At 38.1% G+C, this 20,742-nt stretch carries 20 protein-coding genes and 1 tRNA gene; 17 read left to right on the top strand and 4 right to left on the bottom strand.

The window, feature by feature from the left end:
• The first annotated feature begins 80 nt into the window (after positions 1-80).
• Entirely contained in the window at positions 81-671 is a 591-nt protein-coding gene (locus LQ201_RS18185) for a hypothetical protein (RefSeq protein WP_230144803.1), read from the top strand.
• Positions 672-734: 63 nt separating this feature from the next.
• Here the strand turns inward: LQ201_RS18185 and LQ201_RS18180 are convergent.
• The 3 genes from LQ201_RS18180 to LQ201_RS18170 form a co-directional block, all read right to left on the bottom strand.
• Positions 735-808, bottom strand: a tRNA-Arg gene (locus tag LQ201_RS18180).
• 99 nt (positions 809-907) lie between these two features.
• Positions 908-1,372 carry a redoxin domain-containing protein gene (locus LQ201_RS18175; RefSeq protein WP_230144802.1) on the bottom strand — a complete coding sequence of 155 codons (465 nt, stop codon included), beginning with the start codon at positions 1,370-1,372 and terminating at the stop codon, positions 908-910.
• An 85-nt stretch (positions 1,373-1,457) separates the two neighbouring features.
• Positions 1,458-2,360: an SDR family oxidoreductase gene (locus LQ201_RS18170; RefSeq protein WP_230144801.1), complete on the bottom strand. Its 903-nt coding sequence runs from the start codon at positions 2,358-2,360 to the stop codon at positions 1,458-1,460.
• Positions 2,361-2,521: 161 nt separating this feature from the next.
• On the opposite strand from LQ201_RS18170, the gene atpD reads away from it, so the two are divergent.
• A complete protein-coding gene (gene atpD / locus LQ201_RS18165) occupies positions 2,522-4,024 on the top strand; it encodes a F0F1 ATP synthase subunit beta (protein ID WP_029276465.1) in 1,503 nt (500 codons plus the stop codon).
• 73 nt (positions 4,025-4,097) lie between these two features.
• Positions 4,098-4,343 (top strand): ATP synthase F1 subunit epsilon, encoded by a 246-nt coding sequence (gene atpC, locus LQ201_RS18160; RefSeq protein ID WP_029276466.1) that lies wholly within the window; start codon positions 4,098-4,100, stop codon positions 4,341-4,343.
• 64 nt (positions 4,344-4,407) lie between these two features.
• On the opposite strand, the gene LQ201_RS18155 is transcribed toward atpC, so the two are convergent.
• Positions 4,408-5,361 carry an alpha/beta fold hydrolase gene (locus LQ201_RS18155; protein WP_230144800.1) on the bottom strand — a complete coding sequence of 318 codons (954 nt, stop codon included), beginning with the start codon at positions 5,359-5,361 and terminating at the stop codon, positions 4,408-4,410.
• A 701-nt stretch (positions 5,362-6,062) separates the two neighbouring features.
• Here LQ201_RS18155 and ilvE point away from each other — a divergent pair.
• The 14 genes from ilvE (at position 6,063) to leuB (ending at position 20,739) form a co-directional block, all read left to right on the top strand.
• Positions 6,063-6,953 carry a branched-chain-amino-acid transaminase gene (gene ilvE, locus LQ201_RS18150; RefSeq protein ID WP_230144798.1) on the top strand — a complete coding sequence of 297 codons (891 nt, stop codon included), beginning with the start codon at positions 6,063-6,065 and terminating at the stop codon, positions 6,951-6,953.
• A 70-nt stretch (positions 6,954-7,023) separates the two neighbouring features.
• Complete coding sequence (locus tag LQ201_RS18145) at positions 7,024-7,605, top strand: O-methyltransferase (RefSeq protein ID WP_230144797.1); 582 nt, start codon at positions 7,024-7,026, stop codon at positions 7,603-7,605.
• Positions 7,606-7,843: 238 nt separating this feature from the next.
• On the top strand, positions 7,844-9,526 hold the full coding sequence (gene ilvD, locus LQ201_RS18140; RefSeq protein WP_230144796.1) for a dihydroxy-acid dehydratase: 1,683 nt from the start codon (positions 7,844-7,846) through the stop codon (positions 9,524-9,526).
• Positions 9,527-9,574: 48 nt separating this feature from the next.
• On the top strand, positions 9,575-10,165 hold the full coding sequence (locus LQ201_RS18135) for an ORF6N domain-containing protein (protein ID WP_230144795.1): 591 nt from the start codon (positions 9,575-9,577) through the stop codon (positions 10,163-10,165).
• 21 nt (positions 10,166-10,186) lie between these two features.
• The gene (gene ilvB, locus LQ201_RS18130; protein WP_230144794.1) at positions 10,187-11,938 is read left to right on the top strand and encodes a biosynthetic-type acetolactate synthase large subunit; all 1,752 of its coding nucleotides are present in this window, start codon (positions 10,187-10,189) and stop codon (positions 11,936-11,938) included.
• Between the two features lie 31 nt (positions 11,939-11,969).
• On the top strand, positions 11,970-12,608 hold the full coding sequence (ilvN, locus tag LQ201_RS18125) for an acetolactate synthase small subunit (protein WP_057931987.1): 639 nt from the start codon (positions 11,970-11,972) through the stop codon (positions 12,606-12,608).
• Between the two features lie 66 nt (positions 12,609-12,674).
• Positions 12,675-13,064 (top strand): glyoxalase superfamily protein, encoded by a 390-nt coding sequence (locus tag LQ201_RS18120; RefSeq protein WP_230144793.1) that lies wholly within the window; start codon positions 12,675-12,677, stop codon positions 13,062-13,064.
• An 18-nt stretch (positions 13,065-13,082) separates the two neighbouring features.
• Complete coding sequence (locus LQ201_RS18115; RefSeq protein WP_230144792.1) at positions 13,083-13,547, top strand: DinB family protein; 465 nt, start codon at positions 13,083-13,085, stop codon at positions 13,545-13,547.
• A gap of 439 nt (positions 13,548-13,986) precedes the next feature.
• A complete protein-coding gene (gene ilvC / locus LQ201_RS18110; protein WP_116251731.1) occupies positions 13,987-15,468 on the top strand; it encodes a ketol-acid reductoisomerase in 1,482 nt (493 codons plus the stop codon).
• 103 nt (positions 15,469-15,571) lie between these two features.
• Entirely contained in the window at positions 15,572-16,978 is a 1,407-nt protein-coding gene (leuC, locus tag LQ201_RS18105; RefSeq protein ID WP_230144791.1) for a 3-isopropylmalate dehydratase large subunit, read from the top strand.
• An 82-nt stretch (positions 16,979-17,060) separates the two neighbouring features.
• Entirely contained in the window at positions 17,061-17,363 is a 303-nt protein-coding gene (locus LQ201_RS18100; protein WP_230144790.1) for an antibiotic biosynthesis monooxygenase, read from the top strand.
• Between the two features lie 121 nt (positions 17,364-17,484).
• The gene (gene leuD, locus LQ201_RS18095; protein WP_230144789.1) at positions 17,485-18,069 is read left to right on the top strand and encodes a 3-isopropylmalate dehydratase small subunit; all 585 of its coding nucleotides are present in this window, start codon (positions 17,485-17,487) and stop codon (positions 18,067-18,069) included.
• A complete protein-coding gene (locus LQ201_RS18090; RefSeq protein WP_230144788.1) occupies positions 18,069-19,538 on the top strand; it encodes an ATP-binding cassette domain-containing protein in 1,470 nt (489 codons plus the stop codon). The genes leuD and LQ201_RS18090 overlap by 1 nt, the downstream gene beginning before the upstream one ends.
• A gap of 109 nt (positions 19,539-19,647) precedes the next feature.
• Positions 19,648-20,739 (top strand): 3-isopropylmalate dehydrogenase, encoded by a 1,092-nt coding sequence (gene leuB, locus LQ201_RS18085; RefSeq protein WP_057931994.1) that lies wholly within the window; start codon positions 19,648-19,650, stop codon positions 20,737-20,739.
• Positions 20,740-20,742: the final 3 nt, after the last annotated feature.

The following is a 20,742-nucleotide window of genomic DNA, read 5'->3' as shown; positions in this document are numbered from 1 at the left end:
AAATTTTAACAATTAATTTCTCTTTCGTTACTGCAATAATTTCCGAAATTGTGGTTTGATATTTATCCAATTAGTTATTTATGAATACCTATCGCTTCCATTTTAATAACGGCAAAAAAAACGCAACTATTCTGTTTTGGTTTTTTACCACCTTGCTGACTATTTCATTAACAGCCATCGTTTTACTGCTACATCCGGATCCGCTTTTCCCCGCCTGGCTATTGCTGATCTCCTTACCGTTAATGTTTATGGCCATTTACAGGTTATTTAAAGTGGCCTCCGAAAGGCGGTCAGGAGAAATTGTTTCACTAAGTAAAGAAGGCTTTACCAGTTCCAGTTTCGGTTCCGTTTTGTTTTCAGAAATACACTCCATTCAGGTTCCCGTAAAGCAAATAGGCCTTTTGGGTGGACTACAGCAGGACTATTACAAAAACACAGACGTAAATATTCCTTACCTGGAATTTTCGATCACCACTCAGAATGGAAAAATGTTAAATTGGAGGTTGAATGAGTGGGGCGGAATTTATAACTCAGAAGAAGAATTTTTAATTTTCTTTAACTTTCTTACAGCGTTAACCAATCAGCTGTATCAACTTTATCACGTTAATGAGCCATATAACAGCTATTTAAAAATTCTTGGCGAGAAAGGTTCTTGGGAAAAGCGGGGTTAAGCTAAAAAAGATCTTTCAAACTGAACAACAAAAAAGGGAGAATTTTTCAATTCTCCCTTCAGGTGCACTTGTAGGGATTCGAACCCCAAACCTTCTCATCCGTAGTGAGATGCTCTATCCAATTGAGCTACAAATGCGTTTCCGTATCGTTAACGGACTGCAAAGGTATAATTTGATATTTTAATTTCCAATTAAATTTTAAAAAAATCTCAAAATAATTCTTTGCAGAATATGCTTTATGCGCTTAATGCATCATTAATTGCTTTAAAATCAGGCAAATCATGTGCATCTTCCAAAACTTCTGCATAAGCTATTTTTCCTTCTTCATTGATCACAAAAGCCGCTCTTTTAGAAACACCTTTCAATCCGAACACAAATTCATCATAAAAAGCACCGTAAGCTGCTGACACTTCTTTGTTAAAATCAGACAATAAAAGGAACTGGTAACTTTGAACTTCTTTAAATTTAGCCAAAGAGAATGGAGAATCAACTGAGATGCCAATTACCTGTGCATCTATCCCTTCGTAATAGCTAAAATTATCGCGCATGGTACATAATTGTTCTGTACACGTCCCGGTAAAAGCCATCGGGAAAAAGTGGATAATTACTTTTTTACCTTTGAAACCAGAAAGCGCGATTTCGGTTAAATCAGAACTGTATAATTTGAAATCAGGGGCGTTATCGCCAACTTGTAATGCCATACTATAATTAATTGGTTAATGTATTGTTAAATTGTTTTATTGCTTAATTGTTTTTAACTCTCAACTCAAGACCGCGGACTCAAAACTAACCTTTTATCTGCTGATCTAAAATTGCTAAGCCTTCTTCAAAACTATGTGGACAGTAATTTAGATCTTTAATGGTCTTATCTAAAACAAAACCAGTTCTAACCGGTCGTTTAGCCGTTTGGTTTAAACTTGTCGAACTTATTTCATTAATAAATGATTGATCAAGACTCCAAAACTCGGCAACTTTTCGCACTAAATCTGCAATACTCATGTAATCTTTACCCGATACATGGTAAATTCCTTTTGCATTTTTTTCTATAGCCAACAAGCAGGCTTCAGCTAAATCCTCAGCTAAAGTGGGCATACGCCATTGATCGTTTACTACATTAATAGGCGATGCTTTTTCCAATGCCTCTTTGGCCCAAAGTACAATATTGCTCCGGCTCATATCACTGCTTATCCCATATACCAATATTGTTCTTAAGATCGCCCAGTTCGCTTTTGAGTTCTTCACCAGCTCTTCCGCCAGTACTTTCGATTCGCCATAATAACTTACCGGATTAACTGCATCCTCTTCTTTATATGGTCCGTTGGCACCATCAAAAACAAAATCGGTACTTAAATGAATAAGCTGAATGTTTTTTTCTTCACATATTGCTATCAGCGTTTGAACTGCATCTACATTTAATTGACGACAGAGCGACTTATTGGCTTCACAAATATCAACATTGGTCATTGCGGCGGTGTGCACAATGGCATCAGGGCTGTATCTTTCGATAACTTCCCTAACCTGAGCAGTATTTAAAATATCCATTTCTGCATATCCATAGCCATTCTTTACGGGATAGCGATTTGTTCCTTTAGCAGTAGCAACAAGCTTTACCCTGCCTTCGGCGAGAATTTTTTCAGTTAATTTCTGCCCTAAAAGACCGTTGCTACCTGTTGTTAAAATGGTTTTCATATGCCTTATTTATGGCTCTAAATTATCTATAAAAACCATGTTGAAAAAATTTATAATATATATTTAAAATTAAGTAAGAAAAACTTAACTTTGCCAACCGAATTGGAGCCCCTTTAAACAGCTTTAATTCATTGACTGTAATAAATTTACTCACAACAGATATGCCTAACTTAGGAAAAATAGCACAAATTATCGGCCCTGTGGTTGACGTTAGCTTTGCTAATGATGCCCATCTACCTAAAATTTTTGATGCGTTAGAGATAACGAAAGAAAATGGACAAAAAATTGTTTTAGAAGTTCAACAGCACTTAGGTGAAGATCGTGTACGCGCAATCTCGATGGACTCTACAGACGGTTTAGTTCGTGGAATGGACGTAGTTGACACTGGTGCTGCAATTAAAATGCCAGTTGGCGACCAAATTAAAGGTCGTTTATTTAATGTAGTTGGTGAAGCGATTGACGGTATCAACACAGTTGATAAAACTGATGGTCGTCCTATCCATGCTACTCCTCCTAAGTTTGAAGATTTATCAACTGAAACTGAGGTACTTTTTACAGGTATTAAAGTTATCGATTTATTAGAGCCATATGCAAAAGGTGGTAAAATCGGTTTATTCGGTGGTGCTGGTGTAGGTAAAACGGTATTAATTATGGAGTTGGTAAACAACATCGCTAAAGCTTATGCTGGTTTGTCAGTATTCGCAGGTGTTGGTGAGCGTACTCGTGAGGGTAACGATTTACTTCGTGAGTTTATTGAGTCAGGCGTTATCAACTATGGTGACGAATTCTTACACTCAATGGAAAAAGGTGGATGGGATTTGAAAGCTGTTGATACTGAAAAATTAAAAGAATCTAAAGCAACATTGGTTTTCGGACAAATGAACGAGCCTCCTGGTGCACGTGCACGTGTAGCATTATCAGGATTAACAGTTGCAGAATATTTCCGTGATGGAGATGGCGAAGGCGCTGGAAAAGACATCCTTTTCTTCGTTGATAACATCTTCCGTTTTACGCAGGCAGGTTCTGAGGTATCGGCTTTATTAGGTCGTATGCCATCAGCTGTAGGTTACCAACCAACATTGGCAACTGAGATGGGTTTAATGCAAGAGCGTATTACTTCAACAAAACGTGGATCAATTACATCAGTACAAGCGGTATACGTACCAGCGGATGATTTAACTGACCCGGCTCCGGCAACAACTTTTGCCCACTTAGATGCTACTACAGTACTTTCGCGTAAAATTGCTGAGCTAGGTATTTATCCTGCGGTAGATCCATTGGATTCTACTTCACGTATCCTTTCTCCTGCTGTTTTAGGTGACGAGCACTATAACACTGCACAACGTGTTAAAGAAACTTTACAACGTTACAAAGAATTACAAGATATCATCGCGATCTTAGGTATGGACGAATTGTCTGAAGAAGATAAATTAGTTGTATCAAGAGCACGTCGTGTTCAGCGTTTCTTATCTCAACCTTTCCACGTAGCTGAGCAATTTACTGGCTTAAAAGGTGTATTGGTTGACATTAAAGATACCATCAAAGGATTTAACATGATCATGGATGGTGAAGTTGATGAGTATCCAGAAGCTGCATTTAACTTGGTTGGTAGCATTGAAGATGCGATCGAAAAAGGTAAAAAATTATTAGCAGAAGCGAACTAAGAAACGCGACAAGCGTAAGGCGACAAGCGTGTAAACGCCCCACGCCTTACGCTCTACGCTAAACAAAAAAAACATGAATTTAGAAATATTAACTCCAGATAAAAAAGTTTTCGAAGGTGAAGTAACAGCAGTTACGGTGCCTGGTACTTTAGGCTCTTTCCAGATTTTAAAAGACCATGCCCCTATCATCTCTACTTTAGAAGATGGAGAAGTTATTATAAAAGCAAACAAAGCTGATGAGCAGCGCTTTTTTATTAAAGGCGGTGTAGTAGAAGCTATTCACAACAAAATTGTGGTTTTAGCCGAAGGCGTCGCTTAAGCAAAATAATTAACTCATTTAAAAAGCCTCCCGATTTAAAATCAGGGAGGCTTTTTGTTTTATATTATTGTTTAGCAAAATCACAAACTGTTGCCGTAAATTCTTTATTGTTTTCATAATAAAGCATGTGCGAGCCGTTTAACTGTACTACCTTTTGGTTTTTAAACTTATAATTTTTGTAATAGTCCCGTCCAACAGCGTGATCATCTTTACCCGTTATAATCAAGGCAGGTATTTTAATTTCACTGGTAAGTAACGCATAATCTTTAAAATATTCTGGATACTTCTGCACCTTTGTGCTATCCATTAAAGGCATAAAAAGTGTCATTCCGAAATCTGATGTGCGTTTATAGGAATTTTCGATGCTGTCCATTTTGATAACGGTATTTACATCATTGACAATATATTTATATCCAAGATGCACCGTGCTTAACTTTTTTCTAACCAGCGCCGCTCCATTCATTAATTTTTTAAAATCTGTTTCATTTATAGTGGTATCCTTTTTTAGTAACCGATATCCATATTCAATTTGTTCCTTAATCTGATTTGGATTCATGAAGTGGGCTATTGTATTCGCCATGATGATGCCCGATAAATGTTCTGGATACTTCAAGGCATAGTTAATGGCCAGAATACCACCAAATGAATGACTAAGTAAGTACACTTTTTCTACGCCCAATTTCAACCGCAGTTCTTCAACATCTCGAACAATCCGGTTTAAACTATAATTCTTTGCATTTTGCGAATGACCAGATCCTCTTTGATCCAGATAAACCATTGTTAAACATTTCTCCAGATTTGCTCCACCCATTTTTTCAAAGGAAAGAAAGTCCTGACCAGGGCCTCCATGCAAGTAGATACAAACAGGTCCTTTGCCTGCTACCTTAACAGATAACCTTACTGTATCAGAAGTTAAAATGGTCTGGTTCCCCATTTTGAGATGTGAGGTTGAATCTGACGGGGAACAACCACTAAATAATACGATTAAAACAACAAAAAAGATATAAATTGTTTTCATAAGAATAGTTTCTAATATTAAATTACACCACTTTACAATAGCAATCAAGCAAGTTTAATAATACTTTAATATCCACAAAAAAACACTAATAATTCTTCGCATTTTAACATCAAAATCTGACCTGATTTTTAAATTTCATACAGCCTTTAACTCGTTTTAGGCAGAAAAATAGAAAATTTATAATGCAAGCATAACAAACAGACTGTATACCGTTTTGATATTTGGTCTACGGCTATCGGCATTAAATAACTAATCCAACTCTATTTAAGAACAATATTCTGATTATTAATATATTTTCGGAATAATATTCTTATTTAACTTTTTTCTGATTTCTCTTGCATATTAATGAACCAAAAACTAAATTGGTTTTTATAAACAATAAGATAACAATGACTATTCAGAACAACATATTTTCTACCACTACTCCTGCAAAAGCAGCTGGTAATGTAGTGTTGTTACCTGTCATTTTACTTAACCTCCTACTCCTAAACATTTTATGGGGTAATAAGCGGACGCAGTTTAAATAGATTTTAAAAAACTAAATACACCTAAAGCGTCCCGATACAAACGGGACGCTTTTTTTAAATAACAAAAAGACAGTATTATGAACCGTCCATAATAAATAGTCAAAATAAAAAATGGAATGCTTATTTATTGTGGTAAGCTCCATCTGACGGTTAAAAAACAACAAGAATAAACAGATGAAATACTATAATTCTAATACGATTATTTACCTTGATGGACAGTTCGAAAAAGCTGTAAATAGCAGTACTGACCTTTACGGGCAGTCGCTACACTACGGCTATGCTGCTTTCGAGGGTATTAGAGCCTATAAAACACACAACGGCAACCGCATATTCAAAGCCGCGGCCCATTTCAATCGCTTAGAGTGTTCTTGCCAGTTGGCAAACATTCCTTTCCCATGGGATAAACAGGAATTAATTGCAGCAACCTATAAATTACTTCAGTTGAATAAACTGAAAGATGCTTATATCCGTCCCTTGGTATTTTGCCACCCGAACATGAAATTAAACGAGCCGAGTGGGGTTTCGATCTTAATCTGTGCCTGGGAATGGGATGCATATTCTGGCAACAAATTGTTAAAATTAACGGTTTCTGATTATGAAAGGCCAAACCCAAAATCCATTCCAATGGAGGCGAAATTGAGTGGAAACTATGTTAATTCTATTTTAGCTACTACTGCGGCAAATATTAAAGGCTATGACGAGGCTTTGCTTTTGGATATGCACGGTTTTGTTGCCGAGGCATCTGGAGCAAACATCTTTCTTGAAAAAGACGGAAAACTGTTTACACCATCTTTAGGAAATATTTTACCAGGAATTACACGTGCAACCGTAAAAGAACTTTGCACCGTTCTCGATATAGAATGCATTGAGAAAAAATTAACTACAGAAGATTTAAAAAATGCCGACAACGCTTTCTTATGTGGAACAGCAACCGAGATAGCAGGTATAGCATCAATTGATGATATTGTATATCGCCCGTTGTGGAGAGAATCTCTCGGTTATACCATACAGCGAGCTTATAAAAACCTGGTACTGGAAAAAGTGAATTACGAAGTGATTATATAGTCCAAAGTCGAAAAATCAATAAAATAACCTAAACATTAAGTAAAAAGAAGCATCCAAGCAGTAAAAACAGATGACTGAAGAAATCAATCAACACTTCCCGAAGGCCTACCAGCAAATTAATGGTGCAACAAAAGCATCAGGATTTGACATGGCATCTGATGTGCTGACCTGCTCTTTGCTCAGAACACTTGCTTCTACCAAGCCTTCAGGTAAATTTCTGGAACTTGGAACAGGAACAGGTTTATCTACTTCCTGGATATTAGATGGTTTAGATCAAAATAGTAAACTTACCTCGATAGATAACGACGCTAAATTTTTAGCGATTGCCAAAACTTTTCTTGGTGAGGATGAACGCTTAACATTAGTTGATACCGATGGTGCGGAATGGATTGAAAAGAATAAAGACAAAAAGTTCGATTATATTTTTGCTGATACCTGGCATGGAAAATATTTGCTTTTAGATGAGGCGATATCTATGCTTAATACCGGCGGACTTTACATCATCGATGATATGTTGCCACAATCGAATTGGCCTGATGGCCACCAGGATAAGGCTATAAAATTGATCAAAGATTTAGAATCCCGTGATGATCTGCACTTAACCAAGCAGGTTTGGGCAACAGGAATCGTGATCGGAGTAAAAAATAAATAAGATTAAATAGTTCTTTACTTTTTTAAATAGTTAGTATGTTTGTGATTCATCAAAGACATGAATATAAACACAAACATTATTAGCAACCTAATTATTGTCATTTCTCAAAAGAGAGGTGGAAATCGTTGCGTATAATATTAAAAATATACCATATCGAAACCGCCTCCCACAAGAGGCGGTTTTTTTTTGCCTCAAAAAGAAATAATTGAAATACAACAGAATACATACAATTTAAACAATGAGCGAATTAAACAAGTACAGTAAAACATTTACACAAGACCCTACACAACCGGCAGCGCAAGCTATGCTTTATGGAATCGGATTAACTGATGCTGATATGGCTAAAGCGCAGGTCGGTATTGCAAGTATGGGTTACGATGGTAACACCTGCAATATGCACCTTAACGATCTTGCAAAAGACGTCAAAGCTGGGGTCTGGAAAAATGATTTAGTCGGCTTGGTTTTTAATACCATTGGTGTAAGTGATGGGATGAGCAACGGTACTGATGGAATGCGTTATTCGTTGGTAAGCCGTGATGTAATTGCTGATAGTATCGAAACCATTTGTGGTGGCCAATATTACGATGGAATTATCTCTATCCCTGGCTGTGATAAAAACATGCCTGGCGCGATTATGGCCATGGCACGTTTAGATCGCCCTTCAATTATGGTTTATGGTGGTACGATTGCGCCTGGCCATTACAAAGGCGAAGAATTGAACATTGTTTCAGCTTTCGAAGCGCTGGGGCAGAAAATATGTGGTAACCTTTCTGAAGAAGACTATCAGGGCATCATAAAACATACCTGCCCTGGTGCAGGTGCTTGTGGAGGGATGTATACTGCAAACACAATGGCATCAGCAATTGAGGCTTTAGGTATGAGTTTGCCTTATTCATCTTCGAATCCAGCAATCAGCGAGGAGAAAAAACAAGAATGTTTAGATGCAGGTAAATACATCAAAATTTTATTAGAGAAAGATATCAAACCATCAGATATCATGACGAGAAAAGCATTCGAAAATGCCATTCGTTCAATTATTATTTTAGGTGGCAGTACGAATGCAGTATTACATTTTATTGCAATGGGTAAAGCTATCGGTATCGAAATCTCCCAAGATGATTTCCAGCGCATGAGTGATGTAACACCCGTACTTGCCGATTTCAAACCTAGTGGAAAATACTTAATGCAGGATTTACATCAATATGGAGGTATCCCGGCAGTATTGAAATATTTATTAAACGAGGGTTTATTACATGGCGATTGTTTAACTGTTACCGGAAAAACCATGGCTGAGAATTTAGCCGATGTAAAATCGATCATGGATTATGATCAAAAAATCATCCAGAAACTAAGTGAGCCGATTAAAGCCACTGGTCACCTACAGATTCTTTACGGAAACCTGGCTGAAAAAGGTTCTGTTGCAAAAATAAGTGGAAAAGAAGGTGAGAAATTTGAAGGCCCTGCACGTGTATTCGACGGCGAACACGATTTAATTGCCGGAATTTCTAGCGGACGTGTTCAACCTGGCGATGTAATCGTAATTAAAAATTCTGGTCCGGTAGGTGCGCCAGGTATGCCAGAAATGTTAAAACCAACCTCAGCAATTATTGGTGCTGGTTTAGGCAAATCAGTGGCTTTAATTACCGACGGACGTTTCTCTGGTGGTACGCATGGATTTGTGGTTGGTCACATTACACCTGAATCTTACAAAGGTGGCTTAATAGGCTTGGTAGAAGATGAAGACCGGATTTTGATCGATGCGGTAAACAACATCATTAGCCTGCAAGTTAGCGAAGAAGTGATTGCCGAGCGTAGAAAAAACTATGTACAACCAGCATTAAAAGTAACAAAAGGTGTTTTATATAAATATGCTAAAACCGTTTCAGACGCAGCTAGTGGTTGCGTAACTGACGAATACTAAAATCAAAAAATCATCCCCCAGATTAATTGATTACTAATAAAATAGATTATGCAAATAATTAAAAGTATTCAGAATAGGATTTATGAAATCCGGGGAGAAAGAGTAATGCTGGATTTCGATTTGGCATCGCTTTATGAAGTTGAAACGAAGGCACTGAATCAGGCGGTAAAACGTAACATAAAGCGTTTTCCTGAAGATTTTATGTTTCAGTTAACTTCTGCTGAGTTTGAAGAGATAAGACTTCAGATTGATGCAAGTAGTCAAGGTAGATCATCACAAATTGTGATGAAAGGCGGAACCAACTTGAAGTCACAATTTGTGACTTCAAGTTGGGGAGGTACTCGAAAATTGCCCTACGCTTTTACTGAGCAAGGGGTAGCCATGCTGAGTGGTGTTTTGAAAAGTGATAAGGCGATTAATATGAACATTGCCATTATGAGAGCCTTTGTTGATGTTCGTAAAATTTTGCTGAAGCAAAGCAACCTTAACGAACAATTGATAGAAATTAAAGAACGGATTGGTGAACATGATGTTCAGCTCAACGAGCTGTATGATGCAATGGAAAATTTAATAGACGAGAAAGTTGCTCAATTAAAATGGAACGACAGACAAAGAATTGGGTTTAAAATTAAAGAATAGTAGAACCGCAAAAACATAACTATGGAAACTGCACAAGATACAATACAACAAAACGAGGCGAAAGCAGAAACCTCAAAAACCTTATTCAAAGGAACAGGCTCGCAGGTTTTGTTGAATGGATTAATTGAAGAAGGTGTAACCACCATTTTCGGTTATCCGGGAGGAGCAATCATGCCTATTTATGATGCTCTTTATGATTATGCCGATAAATTAGAACACATCTTAGTTCGCCATGAGCAAGGTGGTATCCACGCTGCTCAGGGTTTTGCAAGAGCAAGCGGCGAAGTTGGTGTTGTTTTCGCAACCAGCGGGCCAGGTGCAACCAATTTGGTTACTGGTTTGGCAGATGCACAAATCGATAGTACGCCATTGGTTTGTATCACCGGACAGGTTTTCGCCCACTTATTGGGAACGGATGCTTTTCAGGAAACTGACGTGATTAACATTACTACTCCGGTTACAAAATGGAACTATCAGGTTACTGATGCCAAAGAAATTCAAGAGGTATTGGCTAAAGCTTTTTATATCGCTAAAAGTGGTAGACCAGGTCCTGTTTTAATCGATATTACCAAAAATGCACAATTACAACTGGAGGAATTCCCTGAATATGTAAAGTGCAACCACATCCGCAGTTATCGCCCGAAGCCAAAAGTTAGGGTAGAATATATCGAGCAGGCAGCCGAATTAATCAATTCAGCAAAAAAACCTTTCATTTTATTTGGACAAGGTGTTATTTTGGGAAAAGCTGAAGAAGAATTCAAAGCTTTTATCAATAAATCAGGAATCCCTGCTGCATGGACCATTATGGGCGAAGGTGCTATCCCAACTTCACACCCACTAAATGTAGGTATGTTAGGGATGCATGGTAATTACGGGCCAAACGTATTAACGAACGAAGCTGATGTAATTATTGCCATCGGTATGCGTTTTGATGACCGTGTAACCGGTCGTTTAGATAAATATGCCAAACAAGCTAAAGTTGTACATTTAGATATCGACCCTGCCGAAATTGATAAAAATGTTAAAGCAGAAGTTGGTGTTTGGGGCGACTGTAAAGAAACTTTACCCCTATTAACCAATTTAGTTAACGAAAACAAACACGAAGATTGGTTAGCTAAGTTCAGACAATATAACCAGGAGGAAATAGATCAAGTCATTACTCCCGAACTTTATCCAACTGGTGATGAAATGACCATGGGCGAAGTATTGCGCAACATCAACGAAATCTGTGGTGGTGATGCCGTAATCGTTACCGATGTTGGTCAGCACCAAATGGTAGCCTGTCGCTATGCTAAATTTAACAATACCCGCAGCAACATTACTTCTGGTGGTTTAGGTACAATGGGCTTTGGTTTACCAGCAGCAATTGGCGCTAAATATGGCGCACCTGATAAAACCGTTATCGCTATTATCGGTGATGGTGGTTTCCAGATGACGCCTCAGGAATTGGGTACCATTATGCAATTTGGCGCAGCAGTGAAGATTCTGATCTTGAACAACCGCTTTTTAGGTATGGTTCGTCAATGGCAACAGCTTTTTCATGATAAGCGTTATTCTTTCGTGAATATCACAAGTCCTGACTTTGTTGCTTTAGCAAAATCATATTATATCGAAGCGGGCAAAGTTGATGAGCGTGCAAACTTAAGACAGGCACTAGAAACTATGATCAACCATGAAGGTTCTTACCTATTAGAGGTTATGGTGGGCAGAGAAAATAATGTTTTCCCAATGGTTCCACAAGGAATGAGTGTAAGCGAAATCAGGTTGAAGTAAGGTAGAGGTTTAAGATAAAAAAGAAACTATCATGAGTACTGAAGATAAAATAAAATATACAGAAGACACCGTTGACCTAGAAGGAAAACAGGAATATACCATTACGGTGTACGCCGAAAACCGCATTGGTTTACTCAACAGGATTGCGATTATTTTCTCGAAAAGAAAAATCAATATCGAAAGTTTAAACAGTTCCGCATCTGAAATTGAAGGAATACACCGTTTCAACATCGTCATCCACGAAGGTTACGAAGTAGTGAGGAAGCTGGCCCGTCAGATAGAAAAACAGATTGAGGTATTGAAAGTTTATTTCAACACCAACGAAGAAATTATCTGGCAGGAATTGGCGCTTTACAAAGTTTCTACAGATGAAATTGCAGAAAAAGTAACTGTAGAGCGTTTATTAAGACAATACGGTGCAAGTGCAGTAGTGATCCGTAAAGACTATACCGTTTTTGCAGTAACTGGTCACCGCGAAGAAACTGATGCTTTGGTAAAAGCTTTAGAACCTTACGAATTAATTGAATTTGTACGATCTGCAAGAGTAGCCATTATTAAAGACAGTGCCGGTTTCCACGAAAAACTAAAGGAATTCGAAGCTTTCGAACCAGGTGAAGAATTGGTAGAAAACGAGTTTTTAGAAAAAGGACAGAAGATTTTTACGATGTAAGGTCTATAACAAATCCGTCATTGCGAGGAGGAAAGACGAAGCAATCTTTTAAGAAAAATCGAGAACATGAAATGCAATAAAGCCATACCGATTTTAAGAATTTTCGATTACGATAAAGCAGTAGAGTTTTACGTAAACTGGTTGGGCTTTAAAATAGACTGGGAACACACGTTTGAAGAAAATACCCCTGTTTATATGCAGATTTCATTAGGTGACATCGAACTCCATTTAAGTGAGCACCATGGAGATAGTTCTCCCGGTGCAAATGTATATGTAGATTGTACAGGATTGAAAGCATTTCATAAAGAAATAATAGATAAAAAATATAAGTACAACAGGCCAGGTTTAGAGAAAACTTTTTACGGAACCTGGGCAGTAACAGTAAACGACCCGTTCTTTAACAAGATTACCTTTAACGAAACATTAACCGAAGCTGAAAAACAAAACGATAATTAGATAGATACGAAGTATAATATGATGAACGAGGTATTTGATTTTATAATAAACTCACGCAAGGCATTTATTAAGTTAATAGAAGGTTTAACAATTGAAGAATTAAATAAAATTCCCGATGGTTACAACAATAACATTATCTGGAATTTTGGCCATGTTGTAGTGAGCACACAAACGCTTTGTTATGTTCGCACAGGTGTATTGCAAGATGCTGTTTCGGTAAAATTTAACGAGTATTATAAAAAAGATACGAAGCCAACTTACACCGTAACAGAAGAAGAAGTAGCAGAATTGAAAGTTATAGCATTGGAAAGCATTGAAAAAATAAAGGAAGATTATGCAAACGGAAAATTCTCAAACATCACTCCTTTTACAACAGCTACCTATGGCGTACAGATGAACAGCATTGAAGAAATTCTGATCACAACTATTGGTCATGATAATGTACACCAAGGTTATGCATGGGCACTGAAAAGACAGATATAAAAAGATGTAAGATGGATGAGGGTTTTGAAAAACAGGCCCAACTAAAATAAACCCGATAGCAGTAAAAATTTTAGACTGTGCTTCGACTACGCTCAGCATGACATTCTAAATTTTTTACGGAAAGCGGGACTGAAACAACCGAAAAGCACAGGAACCTGCTTTTCAAATAAAAAACCGGTGAAATCACTATATCTGTGAAATCAAACCGAAGAAAAAAAATGGATGATGGAAACGGATGAGATATGAACCGATAATAAAAAAATCAGTGTAATCACCTCATCTGTGTAATCAATCCGCAGGAAAAAAATGGATGATGGAAACGGATGAGATATGAACCGATAATAAAAAAAATCAGTGTAATCACCTCATCTGTGTAATCAACCTGCAGAAAAAAAGAATATATAACGATAATTAAATAGAAATTAACCAATAAAAAACAATGGCAAATTATTTTAACACATTACCTCTTAGAGAAAAATTAAACCAATTAGGTGTTTGCGACTTCATGGACAGTTCTGAATTTTTAGATGGCGTTAGCGCATTAAAAGGTAAAAAACTGGTAATTGTAGGTTGTGGCGCACAAGGCTTAAACCAAGGTTTAAATTTAAGAGATAGTGGTTTAGATGTAAGCTACACTTTACGTAAGGAAGCAATTGAAGGCAAACGCGATTCGTGGAAAAATGCAACTGAAAACAATTTTACAGTTGGCACTTACGAAGAACTGATTCCAAATGCAGATGTAGTAATTAACCTTACTCCAGATAAACAACATACTGCTGTTGTAAATGCAATTATGCCGTTAATGAAAGAAGGAGCTACTTTGTTATATTCTCACGGTTTCAATATCGTTGAAGAGGGTATGCAGATCCGTAAAGATTTAACCGTTATTATGGTTGCGCCTAAATGCCCAGGTAGCGAAGTTAGAGCAGAATATGTTCGTGGTTTTGGTGTTCCTACCTTAATTGCAGTTCACCCTGAAAACGATCCTCAAGGTAAAGGATTGGCACAGGCAAAAGCATATTGCGCAGGTACAGGCGGTCACAGAGCTGGTGTATTAAAATCATCTTTCGTAGCTGAGGTAAAATCAGATTTAATGGGCGAGCAAACCATCCTTTGTGGTTTATTGCAAACAGGTTCTATCCTATCTTTCGATAAAATGGTAGAAAAAGGAATCGATGCAGGTTACGCTTCTAAATTGGTTCAATATGGTGTTGAGGTAATTACCGAAGCCTTAAAACAAGGTGGTATTACGGCCATGATGGACAGATTAAGCAATGTGGCTAAAATCAAAGCTTTCGAAATTTCGGAAGAATTAAAAGATATTATGCGCCCATTATTCCAAAAACACCAGGATGATATTATGAGTGGCGAATTTAGCCGTACCATGATGGAAGATTGGGCAAACGGAGATAAAAATTTATTAAAATGGAGAGCTGAAACAGGTGAAACTGCTTTCGAAAAAACGCCTGCTGGTGATGTTAAAATCGGTGAGCAGGAATATTTCGATAACTATACTTTAATGGTTGCTTTTGTTCGTGCTGGTGTTGAATTGGCTTTCGAAACCATGGTACAGGCAGGTATCAAACCAGAATCGGCTTACTACGAATCGTTACACGAAACACCACTTATTGCCAACACCATTGCACGTAAGAAGTTGTTCGAAATGAACCGTGTTATTTCTGATACTGCTGAATACGGTTGTTATTTGTTCGATCAGGCTTGTAAACCGCTTTTGGGCGATTTCATGAAAAAAGTAGACACTGATTTAGTTGGTAAAAACTTCAACGAAGGTAAAGATGGCGCTGTTGATAACAGACAATTAATCGATATCAATGAGGCTATCCGTTCTCACCAGGTAGAACAGATTGGAGCAACCTTGCGTAAAGCAATGACTGCAATGAAAGCGATTAAAACAGCATAGAAACAAAAAGAATGTCATCCTGAGCCTGTCGAAGGAACTCATTTTGTTTATAACGAAAAAATCTTCGACAAGTTCGGACTGACAAACATTAAATAATAATAAAATGTCAAAAACATTAGTAGAAAAAATTTGGGATGCTCACGTTGTAAAAAGTGAAGAAGGATTTCCTGATATTTTATACATTGATACACACTTAATACACGAGGTAACCTCTCCGCAGGCATTTGATGGTTTGCGCAAAAGAGGATTACCTGTTTTCCGTCCGAAACAAACTGTAGCAACGGCCGATCATAACGTACCTACATTAAATCAGTTATTGCCAATTAAAGAGGAGCTTTCACGCTATCAGGTGGACATGTTAACCAAAAATTGTGCAGAATTCGGTGTAGAACTGTATGGTTTAGGGCATCCTTTTCAAGGCATTGTACATGTTATCGGCCCTGAGTTGGGTATCACCTTACCTGGTAAAACAATGGTTTGCGGCGATAGCCATACCTCAACCCATGGTGCCTTTGGTGCCATCGCATTTGGTATCGGTACTTCGCAGGTAGAGCAGGTGTTTGCAACGCAATGTTTATTGCAGTCGAAACCTAAAACCATGAAAATTGAGGTAAACGGCGAGCTTGGAAAAGGTGTTGGCGCGAAAGACATTATCTTATACATTATTGCCAAAATCTCTGCCGCAGGCGGTACAGGTTATTTTATAGAATATGCAGGTTCGGCAATCGAAGCTTTAAGTATGGAAGCTCGTATGACGATCTGTAACATGAGTATCGAAATGGGTGCACGCGGTGGATTAATTGCACCTGACCAAACTACTTTCGATTACATTAAAGGAAGAGAATTTGCTCCAGCCGGCGAAGAGTGGGATAAAGCCTTAGCTTATTGGAAAACATTATATAGTGATGCTGATGCAAAATTCGATAGTGTTTTAACTTTTGATGCCGCAGATATTGCACCTATGATTACCTATGGTACAAACCCAGGAATGGGTATGGGTATTCAGGAACATATTCCGGCAACTGGTGCACAACCAGAAAAAGAGAAACTTTCGTACCAGAAAGCGTTAGATTATATGGGCTTTGATGACGACTCTTCATTAATCGGGAAACCGGTTGATTATGTATTCATTGGAAGCTGTACCAACTCACGCATTGAAGATTTACGCGAAGTTGCCGATTTTGTTAAAGATAAACGCAAAGCTGATAATGTTACGGTTTGGATAGTTCCAGGATCAAAACAAGTTGAGCAACAAGCTAAAAACGAAGGTTTGGATAAAATTTTCGAAGCTGCTGGTTTCCAGTTACGCGAACCAGGCTGTAGTGCCTGTTTAGGTATGAACGAAGATAAAATCCCGGCAGGTAAATATTGTGTATCTACATCAAACAGAAACTTTGAAGGCAGACAAGGGCAAAATGCACGTACGTTATTGGCCAGTCCACTTACTGCAGCAGCAGCAGCCGTAACCGGAAAAATTACCGATGTAAGGGATTTGTTGGAGAAGGCTTAAAATAAAGTCATACTGACGAAGGAAGCATCTGCAAGCTAAGAAACAGATTCTTCGTTCCTCAGAATGACAACTTTTAAAATATATGATACTAGAAGTTGCCATACTAAATGTAAAAGCCGGATTATCGGCTGATTTTGAAAAAGCTTTTAGTGAAGCGGAAAAAATCATTTCCTCAATGGAAGGTTATATTTCGCATCAGCTTCAAAAATGTATAGCGGTAGAAAATAAATATATCCTGTTGGTAAACTGGAAAACACTGGAGGCACATACCGAAGGTTTCAGAGGATCAGCAGCATATCAGGATTGGAAAAAGTTATTGCATCACTTTTATGATCCTTTCCCAACAGTTGAACACTTTGAAATGGTAGAGGGTTGTAAGGCTTAAGGTGGAGGGTAAAAACATGGAGCATAAAACTACCACCATTAAGTAAAAGGCTTAAAGAATAAAGATAAAAAGTGGAATACAAGTCTCGCTACTTGATACTCCTTACTTGATACTAATTGACATGAAAAAATTCACAAAATTAACATCGGCAGTAGTGCCATTAAACATAGAGAACATTGATACCGATCAGATTATCCCTGCGAGGTTTCTAAAAGCGACTACCCGCGAGGGTTTTGGCGAAAACTTGTTCCGCGATTGGCGTTATGAAAACGATAACCAGCCTAAAGCTGATTTCGTGATGAACAACCCAACCTATAGCGGTCAGGTTTTAGTAGCAGGAAAAAACTTTGGATGTGGCAGCAGTCGCGAGCACGCTGCATGGGCTATTCAAGATGCTGGTTTTGACGCGGTAATCAGCAGTTTCTTTGCCGATATCTTTAAAGGAAATGCTTTGAACAATGGTTTATTACCCATCCAGGTAAGTGATGAGTTCTTGGCGCAGATTTTCAACGCGGTTGACAACAATCCAAAATCAGCCCTAGAAGTTGATTTAGAAAATCAAACGGTTACCATTGTAGAAACCGGTGCTCAGGAATCATTTGAGATCAATCCTTACAAAAAATCGTGTTTGATAAACGGTTATGATGATATCGATTTCATCTTAGCCCAAAAAGAATTAATCGCAGAATTTGAAGAGGCAAAATAATGCTTAAACCATTTGTCTACATACAAAACCTAAACTTAAGTTACCGCAATAAAGCGGTGCTAAAGGATTTGTATTGGGAAGTAAATGTGTGCCAAAACTGGGTTTTATGGGGTGAAAGTGGGAGCGGAAAAACTTCTTTGGCTAAAGCGATTGCAGGTTTAATTCCTTCACAGGGTAGCATTGAAATCAATTACGACGCCCAAAGTAAATTACCGGCCGAAGTTTTATTTGTAGAAAGCTGGTATCAGTTTAAAAATCTCGAAGGTATTGCAAACTTTTATTATCAGCAACGCTACACCAGTTTACAGGCCAATGATACTTTGACAGTACATGCAGAACTGGTAGCTTACGGCAAAGAAAAAGGACTTCATTTCGATCTGGTTGAACCCATTTTAGAAGCACTGGGCTTTGCTACTTTTGCCAGTTCACAGCTAATCGAATTATCAAGCGGCGAACATAAAAAACTGCAGCTTGTTAAAGCCTTATGGTTAAAACCTCAATTGTTAATTATCGATCAGCCTTATACCGGTTTAGATAAAGCATCGCGAAAAAACCTGAATGTACTTTTAGACCAGATTACAGCAGAAGGTGTACAATTAATTTTAATCTGTAATGATTTAGAATTTCCAGAAAGCATCGATTCTTTTGCGGAGATTATAGACGGGCAGATTGTTAGCTCATTTTCAAGAGAAATTGGAGATCTTCCACCCGAAATACATAAAAGGAAGATCCCCGCTTTTTTAAAGGAGTCGCCAATTTATTCATCAACTGATATGGTAAAGATGGTTGATGTAAACATCAGCTATGGAGAAAAACAGGTGCTAAAAAATATCAACTGGGAAGTTAAGGCTGGCGAAAAATGGTTATTGCAAGGCCCTAATGGCTCAGGAAAGTCCACTTTATTGAGTTTAATCAATGGCGATCACCCCCAATCTTACGCCAACGAGCTTTATTTGTTTGGCAACAGGCGTGGAACAGGCGAAAGCATTTGGGATATTAAGCAGCATATTGGTTTAATATCGCCAGAATTTCATTGGTATTTCGATGCCACTTCAACCGTTTGGAAGTGTATTGCTTCGGGCTTTTACGATACCGTGGGCTTGTTTCAGCAACTACCTTATAGCAAAAGAGCTCAAGTTGATGAGCTGATTGAATATTTTGGATTAACCGATAACAAAAATGAATTATTAACCGCACTTCCACTCGGTAAACAGCGATTGGTATTATTAGCGCGAACGATTATAAAAAATCCGGAACTATTAATTCTGGATGAACCTTGCCAGGGTTTAGACCAACAGCAAACAAGACATTTTAACCAATTGGTTGATGAATTGTGCAGCAACGGGATGACCTTAATTTACGTTGGCCATTTTGAATCGCAGCTGCCAACCTGCATAGAAAAAAGAATATTGTTAGAAAAAGGCGAGGTAAAAGTCGTCGAAAGTTTAAACACAGAAATATTAAGCTGATGCAAGCTTAGCCACGGAAAGACGGTGACCACGGAAACAAAATTTTTCTGTGATTTCTGTGCTTCCGTGGCAACCAATAAGCAATTGTAAAGCAAAAGAGGAGTCAACAATGAAGAAGAACATTTTAGTAATACCTGGAGACGGTATTGGGCCCGAGGTTACCACTTGGGGAAAAGCAGCATTAGAGAAAATTGCCGAAATTTTTGGCCATGAATTTGTGTTCGAGGAAGCTTTAATGGGCCATGCGGCTATTGAAGTTACTGGCGAGCCTTTGCCAGATGAAACCTTAGAAAAAGCAAGACAAAGTGATGCTATCCTTTTTGGCGCAATTGGCCACGCCAAATACGACAACGACCCAAGTTTAAAAGTTAGACCGGAACAAGGCCTGTTAAAAATCCGTAAGGAACTGGGTTTATTCGCTAATCTCCGTCCGATATTACTATTTGATGAACTTCTTCAGGCATCGAGCATCAAACCGGAAATTTTAAGAGGAACCGATATTTTGTTCTTCCGCGAATTAACGGGTGATGTTTACTTTGGTGAAAAAATTCGTTCTGAGGACCGTAATACGGCTTCAGATTTAATGATTTACCACCGTTATGAAGTAGAACGCATTGCACATAAAGCTTACCAGGCTGCACAGCAACGTAACAAAAGATTATGTTCGGTAGATAAAGCCAATGTTTTAGAAAGCTCTCGCTTATGGCGCGAAACTGTTCAGGAAATTGCAAAACAATATCCCGATGTAGAAACAGAGCATATGTTCATCGATAATGCAGCCATGCAGTTGATCAAAAACCCTAAGAAATTCGATGTGGTTTTAACGGCCAATTTATTTGGAGATATTTTGACAGATGAAGCTTCGCAGATTGCAGGTTCAATGGGTATGCTGGCTTCAGCATCTGTTGGCGAAAGCACAGGTTTCTTCGAGCCGATCCACGGTTCTGCACATGATATTGCAGGTAAAGATTTAGCTAATCCATTGGCTTCTATCCTATCGGCAGCATTAATGTTGGAAATTGGCTTCGGACTAAAAGAAGAAGCCAAATTATTGGTTGACACCATCGACCAGGTATTGAAAGAAGGTTTTAGAACACATGACATTGCCGACCAAAATACAAACCGGTTTAAAGTTTTAGGCACAGCCGAAATGGGCAAATTGGTTCTTAAATTCTTATCACAAAAATTAATCACTTCCTAAACT

This window comes from Pedobacter sp. Bi126 (assembly GCF_918698245.1).
Taxonomy (GTDB): domain Bacteria; phylum Bacteroidota; class Bacteroidia; order Sphingobacteriales; family Sphingobacteriaceae; genus Pedobacter.
The sequence above is the reverse complement of the archived record's forward strand: the minus strand, read 5'-3'. Positions and strand labels throughout refer to the sequence as shown.